The 17,954-nt window shown below is 65.2% G+C and carries 16 protein-coding genes; 8 read left to right on the top strand and 8 right to left on the bottom strand.

The window, feature by feature from the left end:
- Window positions 1–69 precede the first annotated feature (69 nt).
- Window positions 70–420, bottom strand: coding sequence for a response regulator (locus V3314_RS18815; RefSeq protein ID WP_046615187.1), 351 nt, complete (start codon window positions 418–420; stop codon window positions 70–72).
- A 247-nt stretch (window positions 421–667) separates the two neighbouring features.
- Between V3314_RS18815 and V3314_RS18810 the strand changes: the two genes are divergently transcribed.
- The 5 genes from V3314_RS18810 to V3314_RS18790 are packed head-to-tail and all read left to right on the top strand — an operon-like array spanning window position 668 to window position 7,167.
- Complete coding sequence (locus V3314_RS18810) at window positions 668–4,135, top strand: response regulator (RefSeq protein WP_338459485.1); 3,468 nt, start codon at window positions 668–670, stop codon at window positions 4,133–4,135.
- Entirely contained in the window at window positions 4,132–4,953 is an 822-nt protein-coding gene (locus V3314_RS18805; RefSeq protein ID WP_046615189.1) for a protein-glutamate O-methyltransferase CheR, read from the top strand. The genes V3314_RS18810 and V3314_RS18805 overlap by 4 nt, the downstream gene beginning before the upstream one ends.
- Complete coding sequence (locus V3314_RS18800; protein WP_046615190.1) at window positions 4,950–5,525, top strand: chemotaxis protein CheB; 576 nt, start codon at window positions 4,950–4,952, stop codon at window positions 5,523–5,525. Before V3314_RS18805 ends, V3314_RS18800 begins: the two co-directional genes overlap by 4 nt.
- Entirely contained in the window at window positions 5,519–6,745 is a 1,227-nt protein-coding gene (locus V3314_RS18795; protein WP_046615191.1) for a hybrid sensor histidine kinase/response regulator, read from the top strand. The genes V3314_RS18800 and V3314_RS18795 overlap by 7 nt, the downstream gene beginning before the upstream one ends.
- Window positions 6,746–6,789: 44 nt before the next feature.
- A complete protein-coding gene (locus tag V3314_RS18790) occupies window positions 6,790–7,167 on the top strand; it encodes a response regulator (protein WP_338459483.1) in 378 nt (125 codons plus the stop codon).
- A 110-nt stretch (window positions 7,168–7,277) separates the two neighbouring features.
- On the opposite strand, the gene V3314_RS18785 is transcribed toward V3314_RS18790, so the two are convergent.
- From V3314_RS18785 to V3314_RS18775, 3 genes are read right to left on the bottom strand one after another with little or no spacing between them, the layout of a single operon-like run.
- Complete coding sequence (locus V3314_RS18785) at window positions 7,278–7,859, bottom strand: TetR/AcrR family transcriptional regulator (RefSeq protein ID WP_046615192.1); 582 nt, start codon at window positions 7,857–7,859, stop codon at window positions 7,278–7,280.
- Between the two features lie 12 nt (window positions 7,860–7,871).
- Entirely contained in the window at window positions 7,872–8,720 is an 849-nt protein-coding gene (locus tag V3314_RS18780; protein ID WP_046615193.1) for a 3-hydroxybutyryl-CoA dehydrogenase, read from the bottom strand.
- A 13-nt stretch (window positions 8,721–8,733) separates the two neighbouring features.
- Entirely contained in the window at window positions 8,734–9,918 is a 1,185-nt protein-coding gene (locus V3314_RS18775; protein ID WP_046615194.1) for an acetyl-CoA C-acyltransferase family protein, read from the bottom strand.
- Between the two features lie 168 nt (window positions 9,919–10,086).
- Here V3314_RS18775 and V3314_RS18770 point away from each other — a divergent pair, with 168 nt between their 5' ends.
- Window positions 10,087–11,097 (top strand): AraC family transcriptional regulator, encoded by a 1,011-nt coding sequence (locus V3314_RS18770; RefSeq protein WP_108481490.1) that lies wholly within the window; start codon window positions 10,087–10,089, stop codon window positions 11,095–11,097.
- Between the two features lie 130 nt (window positions 11,098–11,227).
- Here V3314_RS18770 and V3314_RS18765 read toward each other — a convergent pair whose 3' ends face one another.
- Window positions 11,228–11,665 carry a carboxymuconolactone decarboxylase family protein gene (locus V3314_RS18765; RefSeq protein ID WP_025338700.1) on the bottom strand — a complete coding sequence of 146 codons (438 nt, stop codon included), beginning with the start codon at window positions 11,663–11,665 and terminating at the stop codon, window positions 11,228–11,230.
- A gap of 315 nt (window positions 11,666–11,980) precedes the next feature.
- Between V3314_RS18765 and V3314_RS18760 the strand changes: the two genes are divergently transcribed.
- On the top strand, window positions 11,981–12,439 hold the full coding sequence (locus V3314_RS18760) for a nucleoside deaminase (protein ID WP_196183692.1): 459 nt from the start codon (window positions 11,981–11,983) through the stop codon (window positions 12,437–12,439).
- A complete protein-coding gene (locus tag V3314_RS18755) occupies window positions 12,436–13,632 on the top strand; it encodes a cyanate transporter (RefSeq protein ID WP_085599219.1) in 1,197 nt (398 codons plus the stop codon). The genes V3314_RS18760 and V3314_RS18755 overlap by 4 nt, the downstream gene beginning before the upstream one ends.
- Here V3314_RS18755 and V3314_RS18750 read toward each other — a convergent pair.
- The 3 genes from V3314_RS18750 to V3314_RS18740 form a co-directional block, all read right to left on the bottom strand.
- Window positions 13,625–15,058, bottom strand: a complete 1,434-nt coding sequence (locus tag V3314_RS18750; protein ID WP_284385054.1) for a PLP-dependent aminotransferase family protein — start codon at window positions 15,056–15,058, stop codon at window positions 13,625–13,627. The genes V3314_RS18755 and V3314_RS18750 overlap by 8 nt on opposite strands.
- A gap of 112 nt (window positions 15,059–15,170) precedes the next feature.
- Window positions 15,171–15,509 carry a hypothetical protein gene (locus V3314_RS18745; RefSeq protein WP_338459482.1) on the bottom strand — a complete coding sequence of 113 codons (339 nt, stop codon included), beginning with the start codon at window positions 15,507–15,509 and terminating at the stop codon, window positions 15,171–15,173.
- 169 nt (window positions 15,510–15,678) lie between these two features.
- The gene (locus V3314_RS18740) at window positions 15,679–17,850 is read right to left on the bottom strand and encodes a malate synthase G (RefSeq protein WP_338459480.1); all 2,172 of its coding nucleotides are present in this window, start codon (window positions 17,848–17,850) and stop codon (window positions 15,679–15,681) included.
- Window positions 17,851–17,954 lie beyond the last annotated feature (104 nt).

Below are 17,954 nucleotides of genomic sequence, written 5' to 3'. Positions count from 1 at the left end.
ACAGCGCCAGCTTCAGGGGCGCGCGTTCCTGTGAGAGCGGGCAAGCCCGCGAAGCAGGAGACGCCGACTTCAGGGGTTACCCAGAAGGGCCTGCACCTTCTCCCGCAACTGGTCGATGCTGAACGGCTTGCCGATCAGGTGCATGCCCTCCGGCACTTTGATGTTCTCGGCATAGCCACTGGCGAACAGCACCGGCAGCAGCGGGCGCAGCTCGCGCGCCTTGCCGGCCAACTCTTCGCCGCGCATGTCCGGCAGCCCCACGTCGGTCAGCATCAGCGCCAACTCCTGGCCCGGGTCCTCGAGAATGCGCCGCGCCGCGTCGGCACTGGCCGCCTCGATGACCGTGTAGCCCAGTTCGTCGAGCACTTCGACCATCAGCATGCGTACGATGTCGTCGTCTTCGACTACCAGAAGGTGCATGGTTCGGATCCTGTGCTAATGAATGTCTTTAATCTGTGCTCCAGATGGCAGCAGAAGTTCCCGAGGATACCGGGCACTGCAATCAGATGGAACGTTTGGCGCACGCTACCTTCAAATACTGGCTAAATGCCCTGCCAGACCCGTCAAAGCTGGTTAGACTCGCTTTACGGGACAGAGCAGCGGCAGACAACTACAACGATCGATTTGCCACACTTTCAATGGACTTTACTTGCTCGGGCGTTTTCACATGATTCAAGTAGCCACGATGGACCAGCGGAGCTTCCGCAAGCTGTTGAGCCGCAACGTCGGCCTACCCCTGGGGGTTGGCCTGCTGGGGGCCGTTGCCTTTGTCGCGGTGATCAACTACCTGCTTTCGGCCTTGCAGTGGGTCGAGCACACCGACCGGGTGATCGGCAATGCCAACGAAACGGTCAAACTGTCGATCGACATGGAAACCGGCATGCGTGGCTTCCTGATCACCGGCGACGAGCGTTTCCTCGACCCCTACGAGGTGGCCAAGCCACGCATCTTCGGCAGCCTGCAGAGCCTGCGCGGCATGGTCGAGGACAACCCGCAGCAGGTCGAACGCATCGACCGGCTGATCGCCCTGCAGCAGGCGTGGAACACCTTCGGCAGCGAGATGATCAACTTGCGCCGCAGCCAGGGTGATTACAGCGCCTTGATCGGCAACGGCCGCGGCAAGCGCCTGACCGACGAGATCCGCAAGGAGTTCGACAACCTGATCGCCAGCGAACAACAGTTGCGCATGGCGCGCAACGAGCGGGTCAACAGTGTGACCGTCACGGTCATGTCGTCCTTCGTGCTGTTCATCGTCGGCCTCAGCGCCTTGCTGGCCTACCTCGGGCGGCGCGACCTGCTGGCGCTGTCCGGTAGCTATGACGAAAACCTGAAAGCCCAGCAGCGCGCGGCCGAACACCTGGAATACCAGGCATGGCTGCGCAACGGGCAGACGCAACTGGCCGAACAGGTGCTCGGCCAGCTGACCCTGCCCATGCTCGGTGACAACATCCTGCGCTTCTTCGCCGGTTACCTGGGCAGCGTGGTCGGCGCGTTGTATGTGCGCGACGAACATGGCCGCCTGGTGCGTGTGGCCAGCTATGGCCTGGATGCCGAGGAGCAGGCACGCGAGCAGGTGCTGGGCGATCACGAAGGCCTGCTGGCCCAGGCCGTGCGCGAAGCGCGGCTGCTGCGCCTGGACGACTTGCCCGAAGGCTATTTCCACCTCAGTTCCGGCCTGGGCCGGGGCCTGCCGCGCAGTGCCATGCTGATGCCCTGCAGCGATGACGGGCAGATCAACGGCGTGCTGGAGCTGGGCTTCCTGCGGCCGCTGCAGGAGCGTGACGAAGAGATGCTGCAGCGGGTCCGTGGCAACCTCGGTATCTCCATCGAAAGCGCTCGCTACCGGCAACGCCTGCAGGAAGTGCTGGCCGAGACCCAGCAACTGAACGAAGAGCTGCAAGTGCAGCAGGAAGAGCTGAAAACCGCCAACGAAGAGCTCGAAGAGCAATCCCGCGTGCTCAAGGAGTCCCAGGCCCACCTGGAAACCCAGCAGGCGGAACTGGAGCAGACCAACGAGCAACTGTCCGAGCGCACCGAGGCGCTGGACCGCAAGAACGACGAACTGCTCCAGGCCCAGGACGAGCTGCAGGCGCGCGCCGAGGAGCTGCAGCGTTCGAGCAAGTACAAGTCCGAATTCCTCGCCAACATGTCCCACGAGCTGCGCACGCCGTTGAACAGTTCGCTGATCCTGGCCAAGCTGCTGGCGGAGAACGGCGAGGGCAACCTCAGCGACGAGCAGGTCAAGTTCGCCGAATCCATCTATTCGGCCGGCAACGACCTGCTCAACCTGATCAACGACATTCTCGACATCGCCAAGGTGGAAGCCGGCAAGCTCGAAGTGCGCCCCGAAAACACCCAGGTGGAACGCCTGGTCGAAGGCCTGCGTGGCATGTTCGAGCCGTTGGCCGGGCACAAGGGGCTGGCCTTCGAGGTGACCGCCGAGGCGCAGGTGCCGGCCACTCTGTTCACCGACCGCCAGCGGCTGGAGCAGATTCTCAAGAACCTGTTGTCCAACGCCATCAAGTTCACCGAGCGCGGCCAGGTCAGCCTGAACATCGGTTACCAGCCTGGCACCGGCATCGTCTTCGCCGTGCGCGATACCGGCATCGGCATCGCCGCCGACCAGCAGCAGGCAATCTTCGGCGCCTTCCACCAGGTCGATGGCACCAGCAACCGCCGTTATGGCGGTACCGGCCTTGGCCTGTCCATTTCCCGCGACCTGGCGCACCTGCTGGGCGGGCAGATCAACGTCGACAGCAGCCCCGGCCAGGGCAGCGTGTTCAGCCTGATCCTGCCGGAGCGCTATGAGCGGGTGGCGCAGGATATCGAGCCGCTCAGCCTGCGCCCGGCGGTCGACAGCCTGCCACCCCCGCCGCAGGCACCGGCGGTGGCGGCGCCGAAACGGCAGGCACCGGTGTTTGACGACGACCGCGAGCGTGCGCCGTTCGGCAACCGCTGCATTCTGGTTATCGAGGACGAACCGAATTTCGCCCGCATCCTCTTCGACCTGGCCCACGAGCTGGGCTACAGCTGCCTGGTGGCGCAGGGCGCCGACGAGGGCTTCGAACTGGCCGCCCAGTACATCCCCGATGCCATCCTGCTGGACATGCGCCTGCCTGACCATTCCGGCCTGACCGTGCTGCAACGCCTGAAGGAGCAGGCGAGCACCCGGCACATCCCGGTGCATATCATTTCGGTGGAGGACCGGGTCGAGGCTGCCATGCACATGGGCGCAGTCGGCTACGCGGTCAAGCCCACCAGCCGCGAACAACTGAAGGAAGTGTTCGCCCGCCTGGAGGCCAAGCTGACCCAGAAGCTCAAGCACATCCTGCTGGTCGAGGACGACGACCTGCAGCGCGAGAGCATTGCGCGCCTGATCGGCGACGACGATGTCGAGATCACCGCCGTGGCCATGGCCCAGGATGCCCTGGCGTTGCTGCGCGAGAACATCTACGACTGCATGATCATCGACCTCAAGCTGCCCGACATGCTCGGCAACGAGCTGCTCAAGCGCATGACCGCCGAGGATATCCGTGCCTTCCCGCCGGTGATCGTGTATACCGGGCGCAACCTGACCCGCGAAGAAGAAGCCGATCTGCTCAAGTATTCGCGCTCCATCATCATCAAGGGCGCCCGTTCGCCGGAGCGCCTGCTGGACGAAGTGACGCTGTTCCTGCACAAGGTCGAGTCGCAGTTGTCCAACGAACGCCAGCGCATGCTCAAGACCGCGCGCAGCCGCGACAAGGTATTCGAAGGCCGCAAGGTGTTGCTGGTGGACGACGATGTGCGCAACATCTTCGCCCTCACCAGCGCGTTGGAGCACAAGGGTGCGATCGTCGAAATCGGCCGCAACGGCCGCGAAGCCATCGAGCGCCTGGAGCAGCATGACGACATCGACCTGGTGCTGATGGACGTGATGATGCCGGAGATGGACGGCTTCGAGGCCACCCGGCTGATCCGCCAGCAATCGCGCTGGCGCAAGCTGCCGATCATTGCCGTGACCGCCAAGGCGATGAAGGATGACCAGCAGCGTTGCCTGCAGGCCGGCGCCAACGATTACCTGGCCAAACCGATCGACCTGGACCGTTTGTTCTCGCTGATCCGTGTGTGGCTGCCGCAACTGGAGCGAATTTGACTAGCGAACGTAACACCGATATCGAAATCCGCTTGCTGATCGAGGCCATCTACCTCAAGTACAGCTACGATTTCCGCAACTATTCCGGCGCGTCGATCAAGCGTCGGATCCTGCATGCGCTGCGCCAGTTCGACTGCCTCACGGTGTCGGCGCTGCAGGAGCGCGTGCTGCACGACCCTGGCATGTTCATGCAGTTGCTGCAGTACCTGACGATCCCGGTCAGCGAGATGTTCCGCGACCCGGGGCACTACCTGGCGCTGCGCAACGAAGTGGTGCCGCTGCTGCGCACCTGGCCTTCGATCAAGGTGTGGATTGCCGGTTGCAGCACGGGCGAGGAGGTGTATTCGATGGCCATCCTGCTGCGCGAGGAGGGCCTGCTGGAACGCACCATTATTTATGCCACCGACATCAATCCGCATTCGCTGGACAAGGCCAAGCAGGGCATCTATTCGATGCAGAGCATGCACGAGTACGCCGAAAACTATCGCATCGCAGGCGGCCGGCGTGACTTTGCCGAGTACTACACCGCGGCCTACGGCAACGCCATCATGGATAGTACCTTGCGTGACAACGTGACCTTCGCCGACCACAGCCTGGCCACCGACAGCGTGTTTTCCGAAACCCAGCTGGTGTCGTGCCGCAACGTGCTCATCTACTTCAACAAGGAGCTGCAGGACCGCGCCCTGGGCCTGTTCCACGAGTCGCTGTGTCACCGCGGCTTTTTGGTGCTGGGCAGCAAGGAATCGGTGGATTTTTCCGCCTACAGCGAGCGTTTCGAGCCGCTGGTCAAGCCCGAACGGATCTACCGCAAGTCATGAAAGGCGTACGCGCGATGGTAGTCGGCGCCTCTGCGGGCGGCGTGACGGCGCTGTTCAGCGTGCTGGGCGCATTGCCGGCCGGCGTCGCCATTCCGGTGATATGCGTGCTGCATCTGCCGGATGACCGCCACAGCCAGCTGGCCGAAGTGCTGCAGCGCCGCCTGCGGCGGCCAGTGTGCGAAGCCCGTGACAAGCAGCCGCTGCGCGCCGGGCAGATCTACGTGGCCGGGCCGGGTTACCACCTGTCCGTGGAGCGTGACCTGACCCTGTCGCTGAGCCAGGAGCCGCCGGTGCATTTTTCCCGGCCGGCGATCGACTACCTGTTCATGTCGGCGGCCGATGCCTACGGAGCCGGCCTGCTGGGCATGCTGCTCACCGGCGCCAACGAAGATGGCGCCGAAGGCCTGGCCTATATCAAGCGCAACGGGGGACGGACCGTGGTCCAGGACCCTTGCGACGCACAGGTGGCGCTGATGCCGGAGGCCGCACTGGCCCTGCACCAGCCCGACCATATTCTTTCTCTGAGTGGCATCGAGCAATTGCTCGCGGCCCTGGAACCCAGCGCATGCTAAGCCACACCATCGCAAAACTGCTGATCGTCGACGACCTGCCAGAAAACCTGCTGGCCCTCGACGCCCTGATCCAGGGCCAAGACCGCGAGGTGCACCAGGCCCAGTCGGCCGAGGCAGCGTTGTCGCTGTTGCTCGAGCACGAGTTCGCCCTGGCCATCCTCGACGTGCAGATGCCGGGCATGAACGGTTTCGAGCTGGCCGAGCTGATGCGCGGCACGGAAAAGACCCGCAACATCCCCATCGTGTTCGTCACTGCCGCCGGGCGCGAGATGAACTACGCGTTCAAGGGTTATGAAAGCGGCGCGGTGGACTTCCTGCACAAGCCGCTCGACACCCTGGCGGTGAAGAGCAAAGTGTCGGTGTTCGTCGACCTGTACCGCCAGCGCAAGGTGCTCGACCGCCAGTTGGAGGCCCTTGAACGCAGCCGCCAGGAGCAGGAGCTGCTGCTGGCCCAGCTGCAAACGGCGCGGGCTGAACTGGAACATGCCGTGCGTATGCGCGATGACTTCATGTCGATCGTGTCCCATGAGGTGCGCACCCCTCTCAATGGCCTGATCCTGGAAACCCAGCTGCGCAAGCTGCACCTGGCACGCGGCAACCTGGCCGCCTTCAGCGGCGACAAGCTGCAGGCCATGGTCGAGCGCGACGAGCGCCAGATCAACAGCCTGATCCGCCTGGTCGAAGACATGCTCGATGTGTCGCGCATCCGCACCGGCAAACTGTCGCTGCGGCCCAAGGCGTTCGACCTGAGCCTGCTGGTGCGTGGCCTGGTGGAGAACTTTGCCGCCCAGGCCAGCGCACTGGAAACCCATATCGAGTTGCAGCGCTGCGAGCCGCTGCAAGGCGAGTGGGACGAGTTTCGCATCGAGCAGGTGCTGGCCAACCTGTTGTCCAATGCCTTGCGTTATGGTGAGCGCAAGCCGGTGCAGGTACGGGTGTTCGAGCAGGACGGCCTGGCTTGCGTACAGGTGCAGGACCATGGCATCGGCATCTGCGTGGCCAACCAGCAGCGCATCTTCCAGCAGTTCGAGCGGGTCGCCACCCAGCAAGCCAGTGGTGGGTTGGGCCTGGGGCTGTACATATCGGAGCAGATCGTCCAGGCCCATGGCGGGCGCATACTGGTGCAGAGTGAAGAGGGCAAAGGGGCCACCTTCACCTTGCAATTGCCACTGGCAACCTACGAACAACAAAACGACCAGGCACGGGCAACCTCTGCCTGAGACTGGGGTCTGATGGCCAGCTGTAAGTATTTCAAGGCGTTGACATGAGTGAAGATGCACAAGACGTAGTACTGGTGGTCGAGGACGAACCGGCGATTCGCATGATCCTGCGTGATTACCTGGCAGGGGAGGGCTACCACGTGCTGGTGGCCGAAGATGGTGAACAGGCATTCGCGATCCTGGCGAGCAAGCCGCACCTGGACCTGATGGTGACGGACTTCCGCTTGCCGGGCGGGATTTCCGGGGTGGACATTGCCGAGCCGGCGGTGAAATTGCGGCCGGACCTGAAGGTGATCTTCATCAGCGGCTACCCGGCGGAGATTCTCGAATCCGGCAGCCCGATCACCCACAAGGCACCGATCCTGGCCAAGCCGTTCGACCTGGATACCTTGCACGAGCAGATCCAGTCGCTTCTGCGCTAGCCTGCACTGGCCCTTTCGCGGGTAAATCCGCTCCCACAGGAACTGTGCAAGTCTCAAGGTTTGCACAGTTCCTGTGGGAGCGGGTTTACCCGCGAAAGGGCCGGAACAGGCTAGCGCAGTGTCCGCTCCAGCCCACCCACCAGCATGCTTTCCATCAACCCCAGCCCCTGTTCTTCGGGCAAGGCCTTCAACAGCCCCGGCAACTGGTTCAGCAGCGTCGCTACCACATGCGCCGTGGCCACCAGGGCTTCCCCTTGCAACTTCGCCTGCGGTGCGATCAACCTCAGCAACCCCGCCTCATAGCGCTTGCGCAACAAGGCCAGGCGTGCCTGCTGGTCTTCGCTCAGGCAACAGAAGTCGCGCTCTGCCAGGCGAAACTGCATGGGCCGTTCGGCATGCAGCTGCCAATGTGCGGCAATCAGGCTGCTCAACGCCGACGCCCCGCGTGCCATGGCCCGCCGCCCCTGGTCCAGGGTGGCCTGCAGCTCCTCGTACAACTCCTCGATGAGGTCGTACAACAAGTCCTGCTTGCTGGGAAAGTGGTGGTACAGCGAGCCTGCGGTAAGCCCAACATGGGCTGCCAGCTCGCGCATGCTGACCTGGCCAAAGCCCTTTTCGGCAAACAGCGCCATGGCCCGGTCACGCCGCTCTTCGAAGTTGGCACAGCGCATCGCGGCATTGACCGGGGGCATGGCGTTCGCTCCTCAGTAGGTGAAGAAACCGCGGCCGCTCTTGCGCCCCAGCCAACCGGCCGCGACCATTTCCTTGAGCAACGGGGCAGGGCGGTACTTGCTGTCGTTGAAGCCTTCATGGAAGGCCTCCATGATTGCCAGCAGGGTGTCCAGGCCGATCAGGTCGGCCAGGGCCAGCGGGCCGATCGGCTGGTTGCAACCCAGGCGCATGCCGGTGTCGATATCCTCGGCACTGGCCAGGCCTTCCTGGCGCACGAAGATCGCTTCGTTGATCATCGGCACCAGGATGCGGTTGACCACGAACCCCGGGCGGTTGCCGGCGGTGATCGGGGTCTTGCCGACCTTTTCGGTCACCACGAGCGCCTGGGCGTAGGTGCTGTCGCTGGTCTGCAGGCCGCGAATGATCTCGACCAGCGCCATCATCGGCACCGGGTTGAAAAAGTGCACGCCGATGAAACGCTCGGGGTGCTCGATGCTGGCCGCCAGCTGGGTGACCGACAGCGACGAGGTGTTGGTGGCGATCAGGCAGTCGGCGGCGACGTTGGCAGCCACCTGCTGCAGGATGCGCTGCTTGAGCTGCAGGTTCTCGGTGGCGGCCTCGATCACCATCTGCGCACTGCTGAGCTGGGTGTAGTCGGTGCTGGTGCGAATGCGGGTGCGGGCGGCTGCCGCCTTGTCGGCGTCGAGGGTACCTTTGCCGACCTGGCGCTCGAGGTTCTTGCTCAAGGTGGCCACGCCGCGCTCCAGCGCAGCGTCGGAAACGTCCACCAACAGCACCTGGTAGCCGGCCACCGCACACACCTGGGCAATGCCGTTGCCCATGGTGCCGGCGCCGATCACGGCAATCTGTTCAATGCTCATGTGTCAGTCTCCCTCAGACGCGCTCGAAGACCACGGCGATGCCTTGGCCACCGCCGATGCACATGGTGGCCAGGGCGTAGCGGCCCTGGATGCGCTGCAGCTCATGGATGGCCTTGGTGGCGATGATCGCGCCGGTGGCGCCCACCGGGTGACCCAGCGAAATGCCCGAACCGTTGGGGTTGACCTTTTCCGGGTCGAAGCCCAGTTCGCGAGCCACGGCGCAGGCCTGGGCGGCGAAGGCTTCGTTGGACTCGATCACGTCCAGGTCCTGCACCTTGAGGCCGGTCTTCTCCAGCACCTTGCGGGTGGCCGGGATCGGGCCAAGGCCCATCAGTTCAGGCTCCACGCCGGCATGTGCATAGCCCACCAGGCGTGCCAGCGGTTTCAGGCCCAGGCGGCGCACCGCATCACCACTGGCCAGTACCAGGCCGCCAGCGCCGTCGTTGATGCCACTGGCGTTGCCGGCGGTAACGGTGCCGTCTTTCTTGAACACGGCCTTCATCCCTGCCAGTTGTTCGGCGGTCACCTCGCCACGCACATGCTCGTCGGTGCTGAACTGCACGCTGCCCTTGCGGGTTTTCAGTTCCAGCGGGACGATCTGGCTGGCGAAGCGGCCTTCGGCAATGGCGCGGGCGGCGCGGCGCTGGCTGGTCAGGGCCAGTTCGTCCTGCATTTCGCGGGTGATGCCGTGCTTGGCCGCAACGTTCTCGGCAGTGATGCCCATATGGAAGTGCTCGAACGGGTCCTGCAGCACGCCGACGGTGTAGTCGATGCCTTGCAGGTCACCCATGCGAGCGCCCCAGCGTGCCTGCGGCAGCAGGTACGGGCCACGGCTCATGGATTCGGCGCCCGCCGCCACGGCCACATCGGTATCGCCCAGCAGCAGGCATTGTGCCGCTGATACGATGGCCTGCAGGCCCGAGCCGCACAGGCGGTTGACGTTGAATGCCGGGGTTTCCTTGGGGATGCCGGCGTTCATTGCCGCCACGCGGGCCAGGTAGGCGTCACGTGGTTCGGTCGGGATCACCGTGCCCATCACCAGGTGGCCGACTTGCTCGGCGGCCACGCCCGAGCGCTCGATGGCGGCACGGGTGATGGCGCTGGCCAGGTCGGCCAGCGGCAGGTCCTTGAGGGAACCGCCAAAGCCACCAATGGCTGAACGGACGGCACTGACGACGTAGATTTCTGCGCTGCTCATAGGGGCTCCGATTGCGAAGGCATGGCGGGACCGGGCCAGGCTCTGCGAGAATGGCCGGCGATCCCGGAGTGGGACCGAGTCTAGGCAAAGGCTCTGTTGCAGCCTATGCCGGAACTGTTCAGACAACCTGGCACTTTTTGCCACTCAGCATAGACAGCGAAAACCGCCATGCGCGATAGCGATTCGGTCGCCGTGTACTTCCTCAATGCCATGCTCCACGCCCTGCGCGACTGCCCCGCCGAACGCGATGCGCAGCTGCGCGCGGTGGGCATCGACCCGCAACTGCTCGAGCAACCTCAGGCTCGTGTACCGGCCAAGGCCTTCGCCCAGCTGTGGCTGGCGATGATCCAGCACCTGGACGACGAGTTCTTCCGCCTCGACAGCCATGGCATGCCACCGGGCAGCTTCGCCCTGATCTGCCGGGGCCTGATCCTGGAGCCGAACCTGGAGAAGGCCTTGCGCCAGTGCATGGGCGGTTTTGGCCTGTTCCTGCGCGATTTGCGCGGCAGCCTGACGCTGCGTGGCGGGCGGGCGCTGATCAGTGTGCAGTCGAGCATCGCCGACCCGCTGACCCGGGTGTATGCCGAGGAAACCTACCTGGTGCTGATGATCGGCATGCTGTGCTGGCTGGCCGGGCGGCGGATCGCCATCGACCGCACCGAGCTGGCGGTGTCGCGCCCGGCCCAGGAGGACGACCTGCTGCTGTGGGGGCCGGACCTGCGCCTGGGCAGCGGGCGCACCGAGGTGGAATTTGACAGCGCCTACCTGCGCCTGCCAGTGGTGCAGGACCTGGCAGCCCTGAAAACCTTCCTGCGCAGCGCGCCGCAGGGGCTGGTGATTCGCTTTCGCAACCAGAACGGGCTGGTGGCCGAGGTGTACCGGCACCTGCGGGCGCGGCGCTATGGGCAGTGGCCGACCCTGGCGGCGCTGGCGCAGCAGCAGGGGATCAGTGCCAGCACTTTCCGTCGCCAGCTGGAGCGGGAAGGGCGTTCGTACCAGCAGATCAAGGACGAGGTGCGCCGGGCAATGGCCTTCGAGCGGTTGCGCGAAGGGGAACTGAGCATTGCCGAGATTGCCGAGCAGACCGGGTTCCAGGAGCCCAGTGCGTTTCACCGGGCGTTCAAGAAGTGGACCGGGCAGAGCCCCGGCAGCTACCGCGCGCGGTTGGCCGGGCGGTAGCGTTCACCTGCACTGGCCCTTTCGCGGGCTTGCCCGCTCCCACAGGTGCAGCACAGCTTTCAGGCCCTGTGCGATCCCTGTGGGAGCGGGCAAGCCCGCGAAGAGGCCGGTACAGGCTACCGATCAATGATCAGGCCGGCACCATGGCAAACCCGACCCCGAAGCGGTTCCAGGCATTGATGGTGGCAATTGCCAGGGTCAGGTTGGCCACCTCGGCCGGCTCGAAGTGTTCCTGCAAGGCTTCATATTCCCCCTGCGGCGCGCCGTGCTCGGGCAGCCGGGTCAGGCTCTCCACCCAGGCCAGCGCAGCACGCTCGCGCGGGGTGAAGTAGGCGGTCTCCTGCCAGACGCACAAGGTCTGCAGGCGCGCCTCGGTCTCACCGGCCTTGCGCGCGTCGTTGGCGTGCAGGTTGACGCAGTAGGCGCAGCCGTTGATCTGCGAGGCCCGCAGGCGCACCAGCTCCAGCAGGGAATTCTCCAGGCCGCTCTTGGCCAGGGCCTGCTCCAGGCCGACCATGGCTTTGTAGGCCTCGGGGGCGTGCTTGGCCCATTCGATACGGTTGTGCATGTTTATCTCCAGTATTCGAGGCTGGCATCGTCCCCGTAGGAGCAGCCTTGCGCTGCGAAAGCGCCCGTGCGGCCAGTGCCGATATGGCGCATGGCGCTTTCGCAGCGCAAGGCTGCTCCTACAGGGAAATGCGTTGCTGGTTGAAAGTGAGCTCATGGTAGCGCTGGCCCAGGGCCTCCCCGATAGCCAATCGCGCGTATGAGCGGGAGGCCAATCGCCATTTGGGTGGCCACTGACAGGCATCCAATCTCTTCATTTCTGCCAGGCCGCCCAAGGCCGGATAATGACCAGGTCTTGCAACAGGAGAACCGATTCATGTCCGAAGAACGCTACATGCGCGAAGCGCTCGACCTGGCCCGCGCCAACATCAAGGCCGGTGGCCGGCCCTTCGGCGCCGTGCTGGTGTACCAGGGGCAGGTGCTGGCACGTGCGGTCAACGAGATCCACAGCACTCAGGACCCGACCGCCCACGCCGAGATGCAGGCCATCCGCAAGGCCAGCCACGCCCTGGGCCTGGCGCGCCTGGATGGTGCCGAAATCTACGCCAGCGGCCACCCGTGCCCGATGTGCCTGGCGGCCATGCACCTGTGCGGCATCGAGCGGGCCTGGTTTGCCTACGACAACGCCGAGGGCGAACCCTATGGCTTGTCCACCGCGACGGTATACGCGCAGATGGCCCGCCCGCCCCAGCAGCAGAGCCTGCCGCTGCGCGCCCTGAAACCCAGCGGCGAAGCCGGTCTGTACCTTGAATGGAAACAGGCCAACGCACAATGAGAGCGGCATTGAACCTGTTGCTGGTCATGCTGCTGGCAGTGAACCTGCGGCCGATCCTGACCAGCATCGGCCCGTTGCTCGAACCCATGCGCGCCAGCACTGGCCTGGGTTACCAGCAGGCGGCCTTGCTGACGGCATTGCCGGTGCTGTGCATGGGCCTGGTGCCCTTGCTGCAACCCTGGTTGCGGCGCTGGATCAGCGAACATGGCGGCATGCTCGCTGGCTTGTCTGCCATCGCCCTGGCCTGCCTGTGGCGCCTGCAACTGGACAGCGCCTGGGCACTGATTGCCAGTGCGGTGGTCGCCGGCCTGGGCGTGGCGGTCGTGCAGGGCATGATGCCGGGGCTGGTCAACCGCTGGTTCCCCAGCCGCCTGGCGGGGGCGATGGGCCTGTATTCGGCAGCGCTGATGAGCGGCGGCGGCCTGGCCGCCGTGCTCGGGCCGCACATCAGTGGCTACTTCGGCCACTGGCAGGTCGGCCTGGGCGTGTGGGCGATCCCGGCGGTGCTGGCGGTGCTGGCCTGGGCCGTGCTGCGGCCACGCCAGCAAGCGCCGAGGCTGGCCGGTGCCGCCGGCGGTCATTGGTTCGGCACGCGCCGGGCCTGGTTGCTGGCGCTTTACTTCGGCTTGATCAACGGCGGCTACACCAGCATGGTGGCCTGGTTGCCGGCCTATCACATCGAGCATGGCGGCAGCGCCCAGGGCGGAGCCGACCTGGTGGGCCTGATGACCATCTTCCAGGTGGCTGGCGCACTGGGTCTGCCGCTGTTGCTGCGGCGCTGGGCAGACAGGCGCCCGGGCCTGTGGTTGGCCTTGGCGATCCAGCTGGTGGGATTCCTAGGCCTGCTGCTGGTACCCACGCTGGCTTCGGGGGTGTGGGTGGCGATGATCGGTTTCGGCCTGGGCGCCTGCTTCAGCCAGAGCCTGACGCTGACCCTGGAGCACCTGAAGACACCTGCCGAAGCTGGCAGCCTGGCGGCGTTCGTGCAGGGCATCGGCTTCATCATCACCGGCATCGTGCCGTACGTCACGGGCTGGTTGCGCGACATGAGTGGTGATTTCCAGGCTTCGTGGACGCTGCTGACCGTGACCGTGGTGGCAATGCTGCTGGTTACCGCGTGCTTCAACCCACGCGGTTATGCCGCGGCCATTGCCCGCCCGGTAGCGGCGGGCAAGGCCGCGCAGGTCAACTGAGGCGTTGCAGGGTGTCGCGCACCCGGTCCAGCGCCGGGTCGATGTCCAGCAGTTCGATGGCGCCGAAGCCCAGCAACAGCCCCGGGCGCACTGGCACTTGGCTGAAGAACGGCGCCAGCGAGTACAGGCCCACCTCCACCTTGCGTGCGAGGTTGGCCAGCAGCTCGACATCGACCCCAGGTTTGGCCAGGGCGCTGAGATGAAAGCCGGCGCTGGCGGGGATGGCGCTGAACCACGGTGCCAGGTCGCCGCCCAGCCGCGCGAGGATGCGTTCGCGACGGGCGCTGTAGACCTCGTGGCAACGGCGGATGTGCTTGTTCAGGTGGCCTTCGCCGAGAAACCGCGCCAGTGCCCACTGCAACAGGGTCGGGCTGTGCCAGTCGCTTAGATGCTTGGCCACGCAAGCGGCCTTCAACACGGCGGGCGGCAGTACGGCGTAGCCCAGGCGCAGCTCGGGCAGCAAGGTCTTGGAAAAGGTCCCCACATAGGCCACCAGGCCGTGGCGGTCGAGGCGCTGCAGTGCGTCCGCGGCTGGCCCGTGGTAGCGGAACTCGCAGTCGTAGTCGTCTTCGATGATCAACGCACCCAGCTCGGCGGCCCGTGCCAGCAGGGCGTGCCGGCGTGGCTCGCTCATTGGCATGCCCAGCGGGAACTGGTGCGAGGGCGTCACGTAGATCAGCCGGGTGCCGTCGGCGATCTGCTCCACGCACAGGCCTTCATCGTCCACCGGTACCGATTGCAGGCGCGCGCCCAGGGCCAGGAACAGTTGCCGCGCCGGCGGGTAGCCCGGGTCTTCCATGGCCACCTGGCAACCCGGCTCGACCAGTACCCGGGCGATCAGGTCCAGAGCCTGCTGGGCGCCGTTGCACACCAGCAGGTCGGCGGCGCTGCAGTGCACGCCGCGGGCGTAGGCGATGTGATGGGCAATGGCCTCGCGCAGCTCTGGCAGGCCCTGGGCGGGGAACTGTCGCTCGGGGTGGCGCTGGCTGCGGCGCAGGGCATAGTTCAGGCAGCTGCGCCATTGGTCGAACGGGAACTGCGCCTTGCTCGAGGCCCCGCCGATGAAGTCGTAACGCGAGGGCGCCTCGAGTTGACGTTGGCTCAGCACGGTGGCGCGCTGCTGCCAGCGCTCGAGCGACGCGGCAGCGGCCAGGGGAATGGCGCTCGACTCGCCGCTGCGCAGCGGCTGGCGCGGGGTGATGAAGGTACCCCTGCCGACCACGCCGCTCAGCAGGTTGTCGTAGGTCAGCCGCGAATAGGCCTCGGACACGGTCTTGCGCGACACACCCAACTGCTCTGCCAGCAGGCGGCTTGGCGGCAGTTGGGTACCGGCGGCCAGGTGGCCGCTGTCGATGCCGGCGCGCAGTTGCTGGTAAAGCTGGTCGGCCAGGCCTTTGCGGCCTTCCAGGCGAATGTGCAGTTCCATGGAGCGGTCCGGAGCGGGGAAGTGCTCAGGATAGCGGATTGGCCGGGGAAGGGCATGGGTCCGCTTTGCCGGCGATGGGCTGCAAAGCAGCCCCCCGGCAAGCGGTCGGTAATCAGAAGCGTGCCGTACTCACCGTAATGTAGCCCTTGTCCTCCAGCGCGATACGTATAACGGTCTCGTCCGCCGGCGCCTTGCGGTTGCGCTTGATGCGCACGCCTTCCACCGCCGCCGCTTTCATATGCTCGGTAATGGCCCGCCCGTTCGGGTCAAAGAACAACTCGCTGGCCAGCAACTCTATACGCTCGATCAGTTGGCGGGAGCGTTCATCGGTAGCGCAGAAGAACATCACCCCCGACAGGTGCGGGTCGTCATCGGGGTTGTTCATGTCATGGGCCAGCAGTTCGCGCAGGGTGCTGCGCAGTTCGGCAGTGGGGCGGGCGTACAGGTGCATGCGGAACCTCCTCTGGATCGCTACCTTGCGTCATCCAGTGCCGATCATGTTTTCCGAGGGCAGAGGCAACAAGTAGGACGCTTCCGAGCGCCGAATAGGAAATTTCTGAAGGTGCCGGAATACCACCTGTTTTCATGCAGTGGGGGCCGCATAGCGGCCCCTGTCAGCTTCAGCGCCCGACCTCCTGCTTGAAGCGCAAGCGCCAGCCATGCAGTAACGGTTCGGTATAGCCACTGGGCTGCTGCCGCCCTTTGAAAACCAGCTCCCGCGCAGCGCGGAAGGCATGCGATGCCTCGAAACCGGCGGCCATCGGCCGATAAGCCGGGTCCCCGGCATTCTGCTGGTCGACCACGCCGGCCATGCGTTGCAAGGTCGCTTCGACCTGCTCGGCATCGACCACCCCGTGGTGCAGCCAGTTGGCAATGTGCTGCGCCGAAATCCGCAGGGTTGCGCGGTCTTCCATCAGGCCCACGTCATGGATATCCGGCACCTTGGAGCAGCCGACCCCTTGCTCGACCCAGCGCACCACGTAACCGAGGATTCCCTGGCAGTTGTTGTCCAGTTCGGCCTGGATGTCGGCTGCGCTCCAGGGCCGCTCCGGGCTCACCGGGACACTGAGCAGACCCTGCAGCAATTCGGCGCGCTGGGCAGTCAGGTCAACCTGTTCCAGCGTTTGCTGCACGGCCGCCACATCCACCTGGTGGTAGTGCAGCGCATGCAGCGTCGCGGCTGTGGGCGAGGGCACCCAGGCGGTGTTGGCGCCGGCCCTGGGCTGGGCGACTTTCTGTTCGAGCATGGCCGCCATCAGGTCGGGCATGGCCCACATGCCCTTGCCGATCTGCGCCTTGCCGCGCAGGCCACAGGCCAGACCTACCAGCACGTTGCTGCGCTCGTAGGCCTGGATCCAGGTACTGCCTTTCATGTCACCCTTGCGCAGCATGGCACCGGCTTCCATGGCCGTATGCATCTCGTCACCGGTGCGGTCGAGGAAGCCGGTATTGATGAACACCACCCGTGATGCGGCGCTGGCGATGCAGGCCTTGAGGTTGACACTGGTACGCCGCTCCTCGTCCATTATGCCCATCTTCAGTGTGTGTGCGGGCAGGCCCAACAGGGCTTCGACGCGGCCGAACAGCTGGTCGGCAAAGGCCACCTCGGCCGGCCCGTGCATCTTCGGCTTGACGATGTACAGGCTGCCCTCGCGGGAATTGCCACGGCGCTTGAGGTCATGCAGGCCGATCAGGCTGGTGACCACGGCATCGAGGATGCCTTCCGGGATTTCCCGGCCATCACGGTCGTGGACGGCCGGGTTGGTCATCAGGTGGCCGACGTTGCGGATGAACAGCAGCGAGCGGCCCGGCAGGGTCAGTGGCTGGCCGTCTGCGCCGTGGTAGTGGCGGTCTTCGGCCAGGGTGCGTTCGAAGGTTCTGCCGCCCTTGCTGACCTGTTCGCTGAGGTCGCCCTTCATCAGGCCCAGCCAGTTGCGGTAGATGTTGACCTTGTCGTCGGCATCCACGGCGGCTACCGAGTCTTCGCAGTCGATGATGGTGGTGAGCGCGGCCTCCAGCAGGATGTCCTTGACCCCGGCCGGATCCTGCTGGCCGATGGCGTGGGCCGGGTCGACCTGGATTTCGAAATGCAGCTGGTGATGCTGCAACAGGATTGCGGTTGGCGTGTTCGGCTCACCCTGGTAGCCACGCAGTTGCGCGGGCTGCCTGAGGCCGACCTGGCGGCCATCGGCCAGGGTTACCTGCAGCGTGCCCTGGTTGATCGCGTAGGCCTTGGCGTCGTTGTGCGACGCACCGTCGAGCGGGGCAGAGGTATCGAGGAACTGCCGGCCATAGGCGATCACCTTGGCGCCGCGTTGCGGGTTGTAGGCCTGGCCGCGTTCGGCGCCATCGGTTTCGGCGATGGCATCGGTGCCGTACAGGGCATCATACAGCGAGCCCCAGCGGGCGTTGGCGGCGTTGAGGGCGTAGCGGGCGTTGCTTAGTGGCACCACCAGTTGCGGGCCGGCCTGCACGGCGATCTCGCGGTCGACGTTGCGGGTGCTGACCTGCACGCTTGCCGGGGGCTCGACCAGGTAGCCGATGCCTTGCAGGAAGTGCTGGTAGGCGGCCATGTCACGGATCGGGCCGGGGTGCTGGCGGTGCCAGTTGTCCAGTTCTGCTTGCAGGCGCTCGCGTTCGGCGAGCAGGGCGCGGTTTTGCGGTGCGAGGTCGTGGACCAGGCTGCTGAAGCCTTGCCAGAAGGTGCGGGCTTCGATGCCGGTGCCGGGAAGCACTTCGTCTTCGATGAAACGCTGCAGGGTGGGGGCGATCTGGAGTGAATGGTTTGGCATTGTCTGTTCGCTCGATGTTCAGGCTTCTGGAAAGTTTTTGCTTGTACCGGCCTCTTCGCGGGCTTGCCCGCTCCCACAGGTACTGCACAGGTTTCAGGTCTTGT

The organism is Pseudomonas sp. TE3-3-F2023 (assembly GCF_036784815.1).
Taxonomy (GTDB): Bacteria; Pseudomonadota; Gammaproteobacteria; order Pseudomonadales; family Pseudomonadaceae; genus Aquipseudomonas; species Aquipseudomonas pudica.
Note: the sequence above shows the minus strand (reverse complement) of the source record. Positions and strands in the feature narration are given on the sequence as shown.